The sequence below is a fragment of the Bacteroides sp. AM54-2NS genome, assembly GCF_003602935.1.
Taxonomy (GTDB): domain Bacteria; phylum Bacteroidota; class Bacteroidia; order Bacteroidales; family Bacteroidaceae; genus Bacteroides; species Bacteroides xylanisolvens.
Genome location: NZ_QTMZ01000030.1, coordinates 18,738 through 37,647, shown reverse-complemented (window position 1 = coordinate 37,647; position 18,910 = coordinate 18,738). Strand labels below are relative to the sequence as shown.

The following is an 18,910-nucleotide window of genomic DNA, read 5'->3' as shown; positions in this document are numbered from 1 at the left end:
TTTATTCTAATTGGAAAACTCAGTTCAGACGGTCGCTACATTTGCAATATCCGAAACAAAAGGAATAAAAACATAGGTTAGCTCACAATTTAATACCATAAAAATAAAATGAAAAAGAATCTTTTGCTTATCGCATTTCTCTGTATCTCGTTTATAGCGAATGCACAACAGAAACTCACTTCGCCGGATGGAAATCTAGTAATGACCTTCCAGGTTAACAAAGAAGGTGCTCCAACGTACGACTTGATTTATAAAGGCAAAACGGTTATCAAACCAAGTACCCTGGGACTGGAATTAAAGAAAGAAGATAATACCCGCACAGATTTCGACTGGGTAGACCGCCGGGATCTGACAAAACTTGATTCAAAGACTAATCTTTATAACGGATTCGAAGTGAAAGACGTCAAGACTTCCACATTCAACGAAACTTGGCAACCGGTATGGGGAGAAGAAAAAGAAATCCACAATCATTATAACGAACTGGCAGCCACGCTGTATCAGCCCATGAACGACCGTTCTATCCTTATCCGTTTCCGGTTGTTCAACGATGGTTTAGGATTCCGCTACGAATTCCCGCAGCAGAAATCTCTGAACTACTTCATCATCAAAGAAGAACATTCCCAGTTTGCAATGGCAGGCGACCACATCGCTTACTGGATACCGGGCGACTATGACACTCAGGAATATGATTACACTATCTCCCGCCTGTCAGAAATCAGAGGTTTGATGAAAGAAGCCATTACTCCGAACTCTTCTCAGACTCCTTTCTCACAGACAGGCGTACAGACTGCACTGATGATGAAAACGGATGACGGTTTATATATCAATCTTCACGAAGCTGCTCTCATCGATTACTCATGTATGCACCTGAATCTGGACGACAAAAATATGGTATTCGAATCCTGGCTGACTCCGGATGCTAAAGGAGACAAAGGTTATCTGCAAACTCCCTGTAATACTCCGTGGCGTACCGTTATCGTCAGCGATGATGCCCGCAATATTCTTGCATCCCGCATCACTCTGAACCTGAATGAGCCATGCAAAATCGCAGATGCCGCTTCATGGGTGAAGCCTGTGAAATATATCGGCGTATGGTGGGATATGATTACCGGAAAAGGTTCATGGGCTTATACCGACGAACTGACCAGCGTAAAACTGGGAGAAACAGATTACTCTAAAACCAAACCGAACGGCAAACATTCTGCCAACACTGCCAACGTGAAACGCTATATTGACTTCGCCGCAGCAAACGGGTTCGACGCTGTATTGGTAGAAGGCTGGAATGAAGGTTGGGAAGACTGGTTCGGCAATAGCAAGGACTATGTATTCGACTTCGTCACTCCGTATCCGGATTTCGATGTAAAAGAAGTACATCGTTACGCAGCGAGCAAAGGTATCAAGATGATGATGCACCACGAAACTTCCGCATCTGTCCGCAACTACGAACGCCATATGGACAAGGCTTACCAGTTTATGGTAGACAACGGTTACAATTCTGTAAAGAGCGGTTATGTAGGCAATATCATTCCGCGCGGCGAACACCACTACGGACAATGGATGAACAACCACTACCTGTATGCAGTGACGAAAGCAGCCGACTACAAAATCATGGTAAATGCTCACGAAGCAACCCGCCCGACAGGTATCTGCCGCACGTATCCTAACTTAATCGGCAACGAATCCGCACGCGGAACCGAATACGAATCATTCGGCGGAAACAAAGTATATCACACAACTATACTTCCTTTCACCCGTTTGGTCGGCGGCCCGATGGATTACACTCCGGGTATCTTCGAAACTCATTGTAACAAGATGAATCCTGCAAACAATTCACAGGTACGTTCTACCATCGCCCGCCAGTTAGCCTTGTACGTGACCATGTACAGCCCGCTGCAAATGGCTGCCGATATTCCTGAAAACTACGAACGTTTCATGGATGCTTTCCAATTCATCAAAGACGTGGCAATCGACTGGGACGAAACAAACTATCTGGAAGCAGAACCGGGAGAATATATCACTATCGCCCGTAAGGCAAAAGGTACAGGCGACTGGTATGTAGGTTGTACAGCCGGTGAGAACGGTCATACTTCCAAACTGGTATTCGACTTCCTCACACCGGGAAAACAATACATTGCCACTGTTTATGCGGATGCTAAAGATGCCGACTGGAAAGAAAATCCGCAAGCTTATACCATCAAAAAAGGTATCCTGACAAACAAAAGCAAACTGAACTTGCGCGCTGCCAACGGTGGCGGTTATGCCATCAGTATCAAGGAAGTAAAGGATAAAGCGGAAGTAAAAGGACTAAAGAAATTTTAGGGAATAAGATTGAAGAGAATATAGTTTTCAGTAGGTATTTTTTAGAGAGATATATTTGATTTTGATAAAATAACTTTAAATTAGAGACATGAAAAAGAGCTTAAGACTAAAAGCCCTGCTCACATTATTGGTGGGACTCTTCCTTTCCATTGGAGCATTTGCTCAGCAAATAGCTGTCAAGGGGCATGTGAAAGACACAACGGGTGAGCCTGTCATCGGTGCTAACGTACTGGTGAAAGGTACAACCAATGGAACAATAACTGATTTCGATGGTAACTTTATGTTGAATGTACCGAAAGATGCTATTCTTTCCGTTTCATTCGTCGGCTATAAATCAGCAGAAGTGAAAGCAGCTTCTACTGTAATGGTTACATTGGAAGATGATTCTCAAGTACTGGACGCAGTAGTCGTTATCGGCTACGGCTCGGTAAAAAAGAACGATATGACCGGTTCGGTTACGGCCATCAAACCGGACAAACTAAATAAAGGTTTGATTACCAACGCACAGGACATGATGACTGGTAAGATTGCCGGTGTAAGCGTTATCAGCAAAGGCGGAGCTCCGGGCGAGGGAGCAACGATTCGTATTCGTGGCGGTTCTTCACTGACTGCGGAAAACGACCCGCTGATTGTAATCGACGGTCTGGCAATGGATAATAAGGGGGTGAAAGGTTTGGCTAATCCTCTGTCTATGGTCAATCCGAATGATATTGAAAGCTTTACCGTATTGAAAGATGCTTCGGCTACCGCCATCTACGGTTCGCGTGCTTCCAATGGCGTTATCATCATCACAACGAAGAAAGGTCAGGCAGGCGCACGTCCTACCATTTCTTATGACGGCAATGTATCTGTCAGCACTGTGAAATCTACCGTCGACGTAATGGACGGAGACCAGTTCCGTTCTTTCATCAAAGACATCTGGGGAGAAGACAGCGAAGCTTATAGCAAATTAGGAAATGCCAACACCGACTGGCAAAAAGAAATATTCCGCCCAGCCGTAAGTACAGACCATAACCTCACCATTTCCGGTGGATTGAAGAATATGCCTTACCGTGTATCGTTCGGTTATACCAACCAGAACGGTATTGTGAAAACATCCAAGTTCGAACGTTATACGGCTTCTGTCAGCTTGGCTCCTTCTTTCTTTGAAGACCATCTGAAAATAAACGCCAACCTGAAAGGTATGATTGCCAAGAACCGCTACGCTGACGGTGGTGCGGTAGGTTCTGCGGTCAGCTTTGACCCCACACAGTCCGTCCGCTCCGACGATCCTTACCATCAATATTATTTCGACGGATATTTCCAATGGAATACGGACGCTTCTTCTTTGAATGACGACACATGGAAACGTACTTTCAACGGCAATGCTCCGGGTAATCCGGTTGCCTTGTTGGAAGAAAAGGACGACCGTGCCATCTCCAAATCTTTAATCGGTAATCTGGAACTGGATTATAAGTTTCATTTCTTGCCGGACTTGCACGCACACGTGAACGGTGGCATGGACCTCTCTACGGGTAAGCAATATACGGATGTCTCTCCCTATTCTTCGACCAACAACTATTATGGCAGCTATGGCTGGGAACAGAAAGACAAGTACAACCTCTCTTTGAATGCTTACCTGCAATACAGCAAAGATTTTACTGACAAACATCGTTTCGATGTAATGGCAGGCTATGAATGGCAGCACTTCCATGATACGTCCGACCAGGAATATTGGGGACTCTATCCGCTGTCGAACAACGTGGTAGAGAACAGAGGTCAGCGTTACAACAATACCTCAAGTGGTTCGGCTACGGAAAGTTATCTTGTATCTTTCTTCGGTCGTGTCAATTACACACTGCTGGACCGTTACCTGTTTACGGCAACCGTACGCCAGGATGGTTCTTCCCGTTTCCACAAAAACAACCGTTGGGGATTGTTCCCGTCTTTTGCCTTGGGATGGAAGTTGAAAGAAGAAGCTTTCCTGAAAGATGTTGATGTACTTTCGGATTTAAAACTTCGTCTTGGCTATGGTATTACCGGTCAGCAGAATATCAATTCGGGCGACTATCCGTACCTGGCTGTTTATGAGACAAACAAAGACGGGGCTTACTATCCTATCCTGGGAGAGGGAATCACTTACCGCCCGAATGCATACAACCCGGACTTGAAATGGGAAAAGACGACCACTTATAATGTAGGTCTGGACTTCGGATTCCTGAACAACCGCATCAACGGTGCTGTGGATTATTACTATCGTAAGACCACCGATTTGCTGAACAGCGTATTCGTTTCTGCCGGAACGAACTTCAAAAACAAGGTATTGTCCAACGTCGGTTCATTAGAAAATTCAGGTATCGAATTCTCCATTAATTCAAAACCGGTTGTAACTACCGACTGGACATGGGATCTTGGCTTCAATATCACTTACAACAAAAACGAAATCACCAAATTAACTACCGGAGATAGCGAAAATTATTATGTTGCTGCCGGAGACAATATCGGTGGCGGACGTGATATGAAAGCAATGGCGCACGCCGTAGGACATCCGGCTTCTTCCTTCTATGTTTACCAGCAAGTGTATGACGAGAATGGAAAGCCTATAGAGAACGAATTTGTAGACCGCAACGGAGACGGAACGATTAACGGTGACGACCGCTACTTCTACAAAAAGCCGACAGCCGACGTACTTATGGGACTTACTTCCCGTCTTTCATACAAGTCATGGGATTTCAGTTTCTCACTGCGCGCCAGCCTGAACAACTATGTGTATAACTCTGTCGAAGCAGGCGGTTCCGACTGCAACCCGACCTCTGTCTATTCATTCGGCGCACTCAACAACCGCCCGTTGATGGGAGTGGCAAACAATATCCAAAGCAAGAACGACAACACCTTACTGTCCGATTACTTCGTACAGAATGCCTCCTTCATGAAATGTGACAATATCACTTTGGGATATTCGTTCAAAAAGCTGTTTGGCGCTCCGATTGGCGGACGCGTATATGCAGCCGTACAGAACGTATTCACTATCACCAAATACAAAGGACTTGACCCTGAAGTAGAAAAGGGATTGGATAACAATATTTATCCGCGTCCTCTGACTACATTAATCGGTTTAAGCCTTAATTTCTAAACCTACTAAAAATACCAATTATGAAATTCAGATATATAAAATCAATCCTATCGGCTGCCTCACTATTACTGGCAGTCAGCGTGACTTCATGTATCGGTGACCTGGATGCGACTCCTATCGACCCGAATATAGTGATGACATTTGACCAGGCGAGCGTTTTTAACAAGATATATGGAACCCTCGGACTGACAGGTCAGAAAGGCCCCGACGGAAGCGGTGACTTGGACGACATCGACGAAGGTACTTCCTCTTTCTACCGTATGACTTGGTGTGCCAACCAATTGATGACAGATGAAGCGATTGTCAATTCATGGAACGATGCCGGTGTCGCTACTATTGCCGATTGCAGTTGGAGTTCTTCCAATGAAATCGTGACAGGACTCTATTACCGTCTGACATTCGACATCACTTTGTGCAACTACTTCCTGGAACAAACGGAAGGACTGACAGATGATGAAACGACACGCCAACGTGCAGAAGTACGTTTTATCCGTGCTTTGAACAACTACTACCTGATGGATATGTTCGGCAATCCGCCTTATTGCGATAAAGTATCGACAGAAAAGCCTCAGCAAATACAACGTGCGGATCTTTTCGCGAAGATTGAAGAAGAGTTGAAAGAAATCGGTGACGACGCTACCGCCACACTAGCACAGCCGCTTCAAACGACTTACGGCCGTGTAGACCGTGTTGCCGCCTGGTTATTGCTGGCACGTATGTATCTCAACGCAGAAGTCTATACCGGCACGCCTCAATGGGGAAAAGCCAAGGAATATGCCCAGAAGGTGATTGGCTCCGGCTATAAGCTGGCTCCTGTCTACAAACACCTGTTCATGGCAGATAATGATGGCAGCAATGTCAACAAGGCAAGACAGGAAGTGATACTTCCCATTTTGCAGGATGGTGTGAGAACCAAGAGTTGGGGTGGTTCGCTGTTCTTGATTGCAGGTACGCACAAAAGTGACACAGGCATGAATCCCTGGGGAAGCAAGCAAGGATGGGGCGGCCCGCATTGTCGTCAGGCAATGGTAGCCAAATTCTTCCCGAACGTAAATGATGCTCCTTCCGTATTGGAAGACCAGATGGTAGTGGCAGCAAAAGATGACCGTGCCTTGATGTGCGGAGTGCAGAGAAGTACGTCGACAGGAGACAATATGAGCTTTACGGACGGATTCGCATGTGCCAAATTCTCGAACATCCGTGCAGACAACGGACTGACAAGCGATACGGATAATCCTGATATGGATATACCTCTTCTTCGTATGGCAGAAGCTTATCTGATTGTAGCAGAAGCCAGTATCCGTGCCAACAATGGTGTTTCTACTCAGGAGACCATAGACGCTATGCATGAAATCCGTAAGCGTGCGAACGCCGCCGAATCTGCTTCATATACATTGACGGACATCCGTGACGAATGGGCGCGTGAGTTCTGGTTTGAAGGTCGCCGCCGCATTGACTTGATTCGTTTCGGCGATTTCGGCGGACACACCGACTATAACTGGGATTGGAAAGGTGGAGAAAAACAAGGTACTGAAATAAAAGAGTTCCGCAACATTTATCCTATTCCTGCCAATGATATCAATGCGAATACGAATCTGGAGCAAAACCCGGAATATTAAACCAGACCGAAGTTATACTTTTATAAAAACAGAGTAATATGAAAAAAATAAATATACTGACGTCCATACTAGTAGCGACAGCCCTGCTGACCGCCTGCGAGGATGACAGGGACTCAAATCCTACCATACAGGAACCTACAACTTTTGTATTGAACACCCCTGCCAATGCAACGTACAACGTCTATGACCTAAATCAATCCAAGAATATCGAGTTGACTTGTACGCAACCGGACTACGGCTATCCTGCCGTAGTGACTTACACCGTGCAAGCGGATTTAACAGACAAATGGACTGATGAAACGGAAACGGCAGACGCCTCTTATCTGACACTACCTTCCATATCTACATCAGCCAAAGTGGATGCCAACACACAGGAATTGAATAAGGCAATCGTAAAACTTGCCGGCTGGACATCGGAGAATGATTATGACGGCGAACCGATGAGTGTATTTGTACGTTTGTACGCACATATCGGAGATAAAGGGTATCCTATACATTCCAATTCGATAGAATTGAAAGTTATACCTTATTATATGGATATATCTGATGCCGTTCCTGCCACTTATTATTTACTGGGCGATTTCATCGGTGAAGTTCCCTGGGGAAATCCGACAATGGCAGCAGGTACCGCTTATTTCCCGATGTCACTGGTAAAAGGATATGCGTATGATGCCAATACTGGTAAAGGAGAATTTACCTACACAGGATATATCCCAGCAGATAAAGGATTTAAGGTAGTGGCTACTCCCGGTGCATGGGACGACCAATGGGGAAATGCTGACAGCGAAGGATTCACCAATTTGGTAAATGACAAGAACTCTCAGAATATTAAAGTGAATGCGGCCGGCTGGTACACACTTCATCTCAATACGCTTGAAAATAAACTGACAATGAAAGCTACTACTTTTGAAACTCAACCGACAGAATATGATGCCGTCACATTGATTTATGGTTCGGAATCTGTAAACATGACCAAAGTTACCATGGAGCATTCACATGTATGGTATGCCGACATAACAATCGCGGCAAGCTGCAAAGCCAAATTTACTTCCGGCGACAAGACTTGGGGTGGAGAGGTATTCCCGTTTGGCTCATTTGTTGATGGAGCTACCATCAGTTGCAAACCGGGTGATTATACCGTACTGTTCAACGAACTGGACGAGTGCTATTACTTCAAAGCTAAATAGATTAATCTTAAATGCAGATAGATATGAAAAAATTATCAATATATATAACCGTGTTACTGGCTGCCGCACTAACAGCCTGCAACGAAGATTTTAATGAAGGGGTAGCTTCCCCACAGTCTTACGGACAGGAAGAAGCTGCTGACAAAATAACTTTTACAGCTACAGGTGTAGCCCCGATTAATCTTGGAAATGTCGAGGAAGAATCCGTAGCGGTTGCCGTATTTACAACTCCTGCCGTTAAAGAAGAAGCCACTTTATCTTATAAAATGAAGTTAGATAATAAAGTGACTTTAATTGTAGACGACAAAGGATACGTAGCAACGGAAGATTTGCAGAATGCAGTGGCGCAAATATATGGTATCCGTCCGGTAGAACGTACCATGAATGCAGTATTAACGTCATACGTGGCTGTCGGAAAGACAGTATATGCGGCACCGGCTGAAAGCTATGAGTTGAAAGTTACTCCGGAAGCACCGGTTATTGAAAGCGCTTATTATATTAATGGCTCTCTGACTTGGGAACAGAATGTAGCATTTGTTAATACAAGTGGTGATCCTTATACCAATTCAGTCTTTACAACAACAGTTCCTGCTCTGGTTACAGATAACACCGGTGCAAAAGATGCCTATTTCCTGATTAAATCCAACTCAGGCAAATCACTTGGCGCGGTTGATGCAGACAACGATGCTCCAGAAGGCAATCTCATTTTATCAGAAACAGCAAATCCTATCAAAATATCCGGTGGCGATTATAAATCAGTTAGAATCTCCATCAACATGATGGAAGGCACTTACAAGATTGAGAAAACAATGGATGCACCTCATTTATGGATACCAGGAAATCATCAGGAATGGAAGCCTTCACAAGCACCGACTTTATATAAGCCAGAAGGAAACAATGCTTATTGGGGAATGTCGGAATTGAACGGTGGCTTTAAGTTTACCGCACAGCCCTATTGGCCGGATGGTTCGAATGGCGGACTTGATTATGGATATGACTATTTTACCTCGAAAGAAGGTATGACAAATGATGGTGGAAACTTATCTTTACCACAGGGTATTTATTACATTGTAGTCAATTTGGACGACAAGTACGTCTCTGCAACAGAAATAACATCTATGGATATTATAGGTACAGCCACAGGAGGATGGGAAAACGGCAAAGAATTAACTTATGATGCAACAGAAAAATGCTGGACTGCAAAGACTGAAATGGCAGTGGGTGAATTTAAACTCCGCGTCAATTCCAGTTGGGACTCCGGTGTTAGTTTCGGGGGAACATTAGATACACCCAGTCCTTTTGCTGGAGATAATATTTCAATGGACGCAACCGGTAACTATACCATCAAATTCTATCTGAACGGTAGACTAGTCCTCATCAAAGAATAATAAATGGAAAATACATTATGAAAAAAGATATAAAACATATATTCTGGATGCTGCTCTGTCTATTCACGATAGTAGCATGTTCCGACGAAAACCATGAGATGTTAATCACCGGTCCGGAAATCCCCGAACTGGATCACGAGCCGTCTATCGAAGATTGGTAGAAGGAATCAATAATTACCCCACTAAATTCAAGGGCGACAAGCAAGGTAAAATCTGGTATAAAGCAGCAGCCGGCGACGACTTGTACGGCTATGAAGGTGATGTATATGTTCACATCGGTATCAATGACTGGATGTATGTTCCTACGGAATGGGGGGTAAATGAAGATAAATACAAGGCAGAGAAAGTGGCGGATAATATTTGGTGCTTTACACTTGCCCCGACAGTACGCGAATGGTTTGGCGCGGAAAATGCAGCAAACATTCAAAATGTCTGCATCCTCTTCCGCAATGATGAAGCGTTGACTGACGAAAAGAAAACCAGCGACTTTTTTATCACAGTAACAGGAGACAAGACTTTCACACCGGCTCCGGTAGAGATAGCTGCCTGCCCGGTAGAAGAAGCGGGTATCCATCCATCGGCTGACGGAACGTCTGTGACTTTCGCACTATACGATTTGGATACGGATAACAATTACAAGGATTATGCTTGTCTCATTGGCGACTTCAATGATTGGGAACTTAGTACTGAATATCAGATGAAGCGTGATAACGACAAACACTTCTGGTGGTACACCGTTACGGGCATCGACCCCGCCAAAGAGTATGGTTTCCAATATTACATGGGTAGTGAAAAAGACGGCAATGTTCGTATTGGCGACCCCTATTGTGAAAAAGTGCTGGATGGCTCGAACGATAAATATCTTGTAGAACAAGGAGTTTATCCGGCTAGTGCCATACAGTATCCGAATGGAAAGACAACAGGCATTGTCTCCGTATTCCAAACAAAACCGGCATCCTACAATTGGCAAGTATCCGACTTCAAGATTGATAATCCTGACAATATGGTAATCTATGAGTTACTATTCCGTGACTTCACACAAGTAGGTTCCGAACTTGCTACGGGTACAATCAAAGAGGCTACTAAACATTTGGACTACATCAAGAGTCTGGGAGTGAATGCGATTGAACTGATGCCTATACAAGAATTCGACGGGAATAATAGCTGGGGATACAATCCATGTTATTATTTTGCAATGGACAAAGCATATGGAACGAAAGAGGAATATAAGCAATTCATTGATGAATGTCATAAACAAGGCATTGCAGTATTACTGGATGTAGTCTACAACCATGCTACTGGCAGTCATCCATTTGCTAAACTTTATTGGAATTCGAAAGAAAGCAAGACAGCCAAGAATAATCCGTGGTTCAATGTCGATGCTCCGCATCCATTCAGCGTATTCCATGACTTCAATCACGAATCGCCGCTTGTACGTGAATTTGTAAAACGTAACTTGAAGTTCTTGTTGGAAGAGTATAAGTTTGACGGTTTCCGTTTTGACTTAACCAAAGGATTTACTCAAAACAAGAGCAATGAATCAACGGCAAGCAACAAAGATGACTCCCGTGTTGTTATCTTGAAAGATTACTATAAAACAGTGAATACGACCAATCCTAATGCAGTGATGATTCTCGAACACTTCTGCAATTTGGATGAAGAGTCAGAATTGGCTAAAGCAGGGATGAAACTATGGCATAATATGAATGAAAGCTATTGCCAATCCGGAATGGGAGAATCAAGCAATTCTGATTTTTCATACATGCGAAATAGCGGAATGCCTGCCGAAGGATGGGTTAATTTCATGGAAAGCCATGATGAAGAAAGAGTTGCATACAAGCAAACTGCTTTTGGCAATCTTCAAAATGCAAGTCTTGATATCCGCATGAAACAACTGGGAACAAATGCAGCCTTCTTCCTGACCGTTCCAGGACCGAAAATGATTTGGCAGTTTGGCGAACTAGGATATGATTATTCCATAATGTATAAGTACGATGGAACAATGGGAACTGAAAAGAATACTGATGCCAAGCCTGTGAAATGGGATTATCTTACTGACCAATATCGGAAAGGATTATACGACACTTATAGCACTTTGCTGAAATTACGCAATGATAATCCGGACTTATTCAGCGACAACGCATTCAAAGACTGGAAAGTAAGTGTTTCCGATTGGGATAAAGGTCGTTATCTAAGATTGGAATCCACTACAAAGAAACTGGTTGTAGTAGGCAATTTCAAGAATGAACAGATTAATACAGGTGTGTACTTTGGTAACACGGGAGATTGGTATGAATTGAATGGTGAAACATTGAATGTGACTAACAGTTCTGAACAGCCTGTTGTTATACCTGCTAATAGCTTCAAGTTATACACCAACTTTCCAGTAAACAATTGATTGAACGGTTGTAATCAGAGTTATCATAGAAAACAACCCATAATAATGTAATAAATCCCTGTTCCACAATGTTGGAGCAGGATTTATTGCTTTAATTATTTCTTATCGGTAGAAATTTTTCTCTTCAAGCATGAGCTTTTTTTCAATCCTTTTAAGCGAGCTAGTTGTTTCATGCCTTGAAACTGTTTGTTTCTCACCGAGAAACGAAGTGTTTCACACCGGGAAACCATTCGTTTCACACCGGGAAACTTTTTGTTTCACACCGGGATGAAACTATCCGCCTCAAACCTGCGTCTCTCCTTCTATATATTCTTCAAGAAAAAGGTTCTCGCCGTCGAATACGGCATAAGAAAAGAAATTAATCCAGTCTCCAAGTATCAGCACACGTGAAGTGACACTTAGCATCAAATCAAGTTCAATGTGGCGATGTCCGTAAATAAAGAAGTTTATATTGGGATGACTTTTCAAATACTCTTTTGTATATAGTACCAGATGCTCCTGATTTTCCCCCATATAATCCGGTTCCTTTCCGTCAGTCCGTTTCTGCCTGCTGCGTTTCGCCCATGATAAACCAAGTTCCACGCTCCATCGGGGATGAATAGCGGAAAACAATGTTTGTAATGTTTTGCTGTGAAACATGGAACGAAGCAGTTTGAACTTCTTGTCCGGGTCGCCCAGTCCGTCACCATGAGCAAGATAGAACTCTTTTCCGTATATTTCGGTAGTCAGCGGTTCACGGTGCATAATGACACCACATTCTTTGGTGAGATAATCCCCACACCATATATCATGGTTGCCAATAAAGAAATGCACTTCCACTCCCATATCCGTCAGTTCGGAGATTTTTCCCAAGAAACGGGTATATCCTTTGGGGACGACCAGCCGGAATTCATACCAGAAATCAAACATATCTCCCAACAGATAAACAGCAGAAGCCTTGTGCTTTATACTATCAAGGAAGTTCACCAAACGCCGTTCCTGCGTGCGTCCATGCTCAATAGCACGGGACCCAAGATGCGCATCGGAAAGGAAATAAACGTTCTTCATGAGTTTTGAGTTGTTAGTTATAAGAGATTGATTATGAGGTTATCACTCGTAACTAGAGAAAACCGAGTTCGAGTTTCGCCTCCTCACTCATCATATCTTTGTCCCATTCCGGTTCAAACACCAGATTAATGGTAGCCGCAGTCACACCCTCCACCGATTCCACTTTCTGACGAATATCTTCCATGATAAAATCAGCAGCCGGACAGTTAGGGGCTGTCAATGTCATATCAAGTACCACTTCTCCAGTATCGGAGACATCTATCTTATAAATCAGTCCAAGATCGTATACATTCACCGGAATTTCCGGATCGTACACCGTTTTTAGCATGGCTACAATCTTTTCTTCTATTTCAATCTTTTCCATACGTCTTCTCATTTTGTTATGTATCGCAAAGATAGAGATAAAAAATGAAACATAAAAAATTAGGTACGGAATGAGCATCGTGTACCTAAAGAATATTACATCTATTCTCCATCTTCACTAATATGAAAAACGTACCCAGATGGTAAATTGTTGCAAAAGGGAATAAAGATGTAGAGAAAATTAAAGCAATCCTTCATCCGCAAAGCTAAAGAACCCGTCTTCACAAACGACGACATGATCTATCAGGTGGATATTCATTGTATCTGCCGCTTTACGAATATGTTCTGTCAGTGTTTTGTCAGGCTGACTAGGACGGATATTCCCTGAAGGATGATTATGGACCACAGCTATTTGGGTGGCTCTTTGCAGCAATGCTTCCCGAAGGATGGTGCGTACATCGGTGTATGTTCCATCTATTCCACCGGTACTGATACGCACCTTATCAATCAGTTTCGTTGCCTGATTCAATAAAAGAACCCAGAATTCTTCTTGTTCGAGGTCGCACATCAAAGGTTGAAAAATATCATAAATATCTTTTGAACAGGTGATTTGAGGCCTTTCTTTTGTGTTTTGCAGTTTCCGACGCTTTCCAAGTTCCAATGCTGCCATCACTGTAATACTTTTCGCCGGTCCCATACCTTTAAAACGGGAATAATCGCAGACTTCCCATTTTGCCAGAGAATTGAGATTGTTATCACAAGACAGGAGCAGGCGTCGCATCAGTTCAACAGCGCTTTCTTCCGTATTTCCGGAGCCGATTAATATAGCGAGTAGTTCGGCATCACTCAATGCTGCTGCTCCCTTTTCCATCATTTTCTCCCGTGGGCGGTCCTCCAGTGCCCATTGGTTGATGGATAGTTTATGCTTACTTTCCATTTGCTATGTTTTGAAGGTGTAAAGGTAGGTTTATTTAATTTAATGATAGAGGCAATGGGAAAAAAATTGGTTGCAGGCTTCTTCTTTTTTCTATGCAGAGACAAGTTGTACGACACCCGGGTCTCAGCATACCTGACACCCGGGTGTTGAGTAGCATGAGACCCGGGTGTCAGACGTATTGAGACCCGGGTGTCATGCAACATTCCTTTTAAGTAAAAATAGGAATGGTAGTAAACAAATTAAAAGTAGGTTACTTATAAAAATTCTTTTGGAAAGCCTCAAACTCATCTTTTCCTCTGACACAACGCTGCCACCATGCACGCCAAAAGCCTGTACCATAGCCGATAAGTTGTATAAATGCAGCGGCTATGGAATATATGCCAATAGTCAGACTCTTATTCTGAATAGTAGAATCCATGCATACCAGCAATGCATAAAGAATGATCGGCGTAAAACTGAAAAGACAGAATGGGGTTCCTAATAATAAGAGTGCCACTCCCAGCGTAAATACAGCAGGAAGTAAATGCACCAGTTTCAGAGAGTCCGGGTATTTCTTATAAAGATTAATACGGGCAATGCCGGAGTTATGCACTTGCTTGAAGAACTTCTTCAAATCAGTGCGGCGTTTGTGATACACCCAGGCATCCGGAAAAAGCCGGCAAGTATAGCCGTTCTTAAAGATACGGATACTAAAGTCAATATCCTCTCCAAAACGCATCTTTGAGAATCCGCCCAAAGCCTCATACACTGCCCGGCGAACTCCCATATTAAAACTGCGGGGATAGAATTTGTCCATCTTCTTTTTCCCGCCACGGATTCCTCCGGTCGTAAAGAAAGAAGTCATGGAATAGTTTATCGCCTTTTGGATATCCGTGAAAGAATCGTGCGCACGGTCGGGACCGCCGAAAGCATCGGCAGGAGAAGCGAGAAGTTCCTTCTCTACCGCATCGAAGTATCCTCGGGAAGAATGACATCAGAATCTAATATAATAAGGTATTCTCCTTCGCTACGTTCTGCCCCGTAATTGCGGGTCTGTCCCGGACCGGAGTTAGGTTTAGAGAAGTATTTTATATTCAACCGGTCTGCATACCGTTCTACTACTTCTTTACAGGGAATGAAGGAACCATCTTCTACAACAACGACTTCGAAATCTTTAAAGTGTTGCATGGTAAGACTTTGCAATAATTCATCCACTTCATCGGGACGATTATAAACGGGGATTATGACGGAGTAACGCATAGTAAATTCGTTTTAAGAATGAATTTGAGATGCAAATTAAGACAAAAAAGGGGAAACTACTCCCAAATCTCCAGAAAAACAAAAGAACTAACTATATTTCCTATCTACTTTTTATCAAGATTCCCTCAAAAAGTTTTCTATTCTCCGTTAGAATCATTATAAAAAGAGATTGAGTTTCTCCAACTATATTAGTTTGATAAATCTTACAGAATAAAAAAGGGCGTTCCTGGGAAATAAGGGAAAATTGGAACGCCCTTCGAAATAAAGGTTTATTATTAGACTGGTCTTTCACAAGTGCAGTCTTTACCTTTTTTCATCTAACAAATTAAGGATGTCAAAAATCCTTAGTGGGAAATAACATATTCATCTTTTCACAAAGATGAATAATTCGACAAATAATATCCGATACCACCATATCGGACAATTATATTATCAATAAAAGGGTAACTCTACACAAAGGAAAAGAGTTACCCTTTCTTTCTTATTTAAAATAGGACTATTTCAAAGAAGCTTTCACAGTGATCTTATTAATAGTTTCTGTACCCCAGTTATGATTTACAGTTACTTTCACATAGATGTCCAATGACTGAACAATCGCTGTATTGTTACATGTAATCACACCTGTTGACGGATTAATAGTATAGGTACCCTCATTTACAGTAGCACTATATCCATCAATTGCATAAGTAATGGCGCCAGCAGCATCAATGCCATAAGCTGCAGCCCAAGGAGCTTTTGCTACTCCATTTTCAATAACTACATTCTTCTTGGTTACATTGATATCTTTGTCAGACATCTTGATTTCTGCTTTCGTTCCTACATTGATAGTCTTATTCTGATCACCATCTATATTCCAATCAATAGAAGACTTGTAAGACAAGACATCAAGCGGAGAACGCAATACAGGTTCACAATAAGTCACTTCTTTTCCATTTATATCAAGAATAGTAGCTTCAATATCAGTTCCTTGTATTTTAGCTCCGATCTTGATAGCACCTAAAGTCTTCACATCTACATCCGGAGTTACAGTAATAACATTACCAGCAATGCTTATCTGACTATAAACAGCTTTAACAGCATCAGACTGTTTTGCTTGCGGAGCCAGATAATATTCAATAACTTCACTAGAAGTACTGTTATCTGTATTATATGCAGCATAAAGAACTGTCAAATCAGCCGTCATACTGAATGACTTATCAGCTTCAGTCCATGCACCGGTAATAGTTGTCTTACCATTCACAACAAATGCACTATTTTGCTTGATGTTCACTTTACGTTCGCACTTAACAAGATCCTTCAATTTCAAAGTATACTGTTTGTTAGAACCGTTAACACGATGAGTTGTTGTGGATTTACGCCATGCATATTCTTCAGAATTTGTAATTTCATATTTTGAGTTTCCACCACCTGGCCATGTTTCGAATGAATACAATTGCTGATCTCCATTGATAACAGTTTCGGCAGGGAATATCAATTTAAGATTATCCAAATCTGTGCTTGTACCCGGTGTGAATTCAATATATGCATCAACCTTGTTAGCATAAGTTTTACCATCTTCATTAGTCAAGTAATACAAACCATATTTAACAGGAGTTACGTTTTCATTGTCAGACATATAGTCACGTCCACCCAGTGAATTCAAGAATGCACGAACATTCAAGTCAATAGTTTGTTCACTTGTGCTATACTGCAATTTAGCTAACTTATCAGCTGCAGCTGCATCTTTCGTTTCTACATCAATATCAACCAATGCCGGAGCCACTTGCTGCTCGCGAACAGCTTTCACTGCAAAGTCATAAGAAATGATTTCCGTACCTTTTTCATTCTTATAAGTTGCTGTCACATAGCATAATTCATTGATAGCCGAAGCTTGCTCACTAGATTTAGCTGTAATAACACCGTCTTTAATTTCAAAGATACCTTTTGCCTTATCAGCTGTTTGTTTGAATTCAACAGTGATACCACTAAATCCTAAATCAGCCATTGAAATGAAATCCTCTTCCACATCATGTCCCAATGCTACAGAATCATTCAAATTATAAGATTTGTTATAAACAAATGTATATTCAACATAAGATGAAAAATCGGATTCGGTAGTTGCATCAGCCAAAACATCAGTAGGAACTTCAACTGCATCTTTTGTATGCACAAAACTCAAATCAGCCGGAGTCCATTTTTCAGCTTTGAAGTTGAAATAATCAGAGGCTGTTGTATAACCGTTAATTGTTACATCCAAAGAAGAAGCGTAAGGTTTATCAACTTCAATGTTTTCGGAAATCATATTTACACTCAAGATACCTTGTCGGTTATCCACCCATTTTGCACTACCTTCTACATATTTCAGTGCAGGAACAAGTGCTCTGGTTTTGTATGTATCGGTAAATGCAAATACAGCTTTACCCAGATCCAGTGTAGTAGGCCATACTTTGAAAGTAGCAACTGAAGCACTGGTTGCCAATAATTCCGCTTCAGGATCATTGGACGACATCAAACCAATTGATCTTACAAAATCCTCCCGATCATCAGCAGCTTGTCTTCTGTAAATAATGCTTTGCAAACCATTATAAGCAGAACCTTCTGCCAACATTTTATATTCTTTACCGTCAAGAGTGATGACATACAAACCATCCACTTCATTTATAACGATAGAAGGAACTTTAGTATCAGTTTTCAAGCTTGTTACCACATCACCGATAACGATATACCCATCTTTATTAATGGACACGTTAGCTGATGCATCCTGCCCTGGTTCGCCAGGCTGACCAGGTTCACCTTGTTCTCCCTTCTTCCCAGTAGCATTAACCTTATTTCCATCTGCATCTAAAACATACTCATAGGTTTTACCATCATCAGTACTTACCTGCCAATAGTTGTCACTTGATACTTTAAATTTAGGAATGACCGTTTCACCATTTAATCCCGGCTGTCCGTTCTCTCCATCTTTACCATTGGTGATAGTCAATTTAGAACCATCAGAAAGAGACAATTCATAACCATTTGCTACAGGAGTATAGCTGACAATAAATTTACCGGCTTTCATTGCAGCTTCCACCTCTTCAATTTTACTCTTATTGGCGTCGACCTGCTGTTGCAAACCATCTATATCATCATCGTAGTCTTTGCATCCTACGTAGCTGATAGCAGAAAGCGCCAGCGCCCCGAAGAGCATCACTTTTACAAACTTTTTCTTCATAACTACTTAAAAATTACATTAATAATATATTATTAAACACTAAGTTTCAATAATAGCATACCTGTTACTTTGTAGGTAACGGGAAAACCTTTGTCCCTGCTCTTTTTGAGTAGTCAATACTAGAAAATGATATAATATACAATGAAACTTTTTAACCCCTACTTCGAG

11 protein-coding genes and 1 pseudogene are annotated in these 18,910 nt (G+C 42.2%); 7 read left to right on the top strand and 5 right to left on the bottom strand.

Translation table 11 applies throughout. From position 1 onward, the window contains the following. Window positions 1-108 precede the first annotated feature (108 nt). The 7 genes from DXA05_RS17465 to DXA05_RS17440 all read left to right on the top strand — a co-directional run bounded on the left by DXA05_RS17465 (window position 109) and on the right by DXA05_RS17440 (window position 12,023). Entirely contained in the window at window positions 109-2,319 is a 2,211-nt protein-coding gene (locus DXA05_RS17465) for a glycoside hydrolase family 97 protein (RefSeq protein ID WP_128859430.1), read from the top strand. A gap of 88 nt (window positions 2,320-2,407) precedes the next feature. Further along, window positions 2,408-5,431, top strand: coding sequence for a TonB-dependent receptor (locus DXA05_RS17460; protein ID WP_128859429.1), 3,024 nt, complete (start codon window positions 2,408-2,410; stop codon window positions 5,429-5,431). 20 nt (window positions 5,432-5,451) lie between these two features. Beyond that, window positions 5,452-7,050, top strand: coding sequence for a RagB/SusD family nutrient uptake outer membrane protein (locus DXA05_RS17455; RefSeq protein WP_008645150.1), 1,599 nt, complete (start codon window positions 5,452-5,454; stop codon window positions 7,048-7,050). A gap of 38 nt (window positions 7,051-7,088) precedes the next feature. After that, window positions 7,089-8,237: a SusE domain-containing protein gene (locus DXA05_RS17450; protein WP_015533046.1), complete on the top strand. Its 1,149-nt coding sequence runs from the start codon at window positions 7,089-7,091 to the stop codon at window positions 8,235-8,237. A gap of 23 nt (window positions 8,238-8,260) precedes the next feature. Continuing rightward, window positions 8,261-9,625, top strand: coding sequence for a DUF5115 domain-containing protein (locus DXA05_RS17445; RefSeq protein WP_227236737.1), 1,365 nt, complete (start codon window positions 8,261-8,263; stop codon window positions 9,623-9,625). Window positions 9,626-9,642: 17 nt separating this feature from the next. Then, window positions 9,643-9,786, top strand: coding sequence for a hypothetical protein (locus DXA05_RS27830; RefSeq protein WP_284515600.1), 144 nt, complete (start codon window positions 9,643-9,645; stop codon window positions 9,784-9,786). Then, window positions 9,780-12,023 carry an alpha-amylase family glycosyl hydrolase gene (locus DXA05_RS17440; protein ID WP_284515599.1) on the top strand — a complete coding sequence of 748 codons (2,244 nt, stop codon included), beginning with the start codon at window positions 9,780-9,782 and terminating at the stop codon, window positions 12,021-12,023. Before DXA05_RS27830 ends, DXA05_RS17440 begins: the two co-directional genes overlap by 7 nt. Before the next feature lie 282 nt (window positions 12,024-12,305). On the opposite strand, the gene DXA05_RS17430 is transcribed toward DXA05_RS17440, so the two are convergent. The 5 genes and pseudogenes from DXA05_RS17430 to DXA05_RS17410 form a co-directional block, all read right to left on the bottom strand. Continuing rightward, window positions 12,306-13,070: a UDP-2,3-diacylglucosamine diphosphatase gene (locus DXA05_RS17430; protein WP_004314435.1), complete on the bottom strand. Its 765-nt coding sequence runs from the start codon at window positions 13,068-13,070 to the stop codon at window positions 12,306-12,308. A gap of 52 nt (window positions 13,071-13,122) precedes the next feature. Beyond that, window positions 13,123-13,434, bottom strand: coding sequence for an iron-sulfur cluster assembly protein (locus DXA05_RS17425; RefSeq protein ID WP_004314431.1), 312 nt, complete (start codon window positions 13,432-13,434; stop codon window positions 13,123-13,125). A gap of 180 nt (window positions 13,435-13,614) precedes the next feature. Beyond that, a complete protein-coding gene (radC, locus tag DXA05_RS17420) occupies window positions 13,615-14,310 on the bottom strand; it encodes a DNA repair protein RadC (RefSeq protein WP_004314429.1) in 696 nt (231 codons plus the stop codon). Between the two features lie 250 nt (window positions 14,311-14,560). Continuing rightward, window positions 14,561-15,549, bottom strand: a pseudogene (locus tag DXA05_RS17415) (glycosyltransferase). 496 nt (window positions 15,550-16,045) lie between these two features. Then, entirely contained in the window at window positions 16,046-18,742 is a 2,697-nt protein-coding gene (locus DXA05_RS17410; protein WP_128859426.1) for a PL29 family lyase N-terminal domain-containing protein, read from the bottom strand. Between the last annotated feature and the right edge of the window lie 168 nt (window positions 18,743-18,910).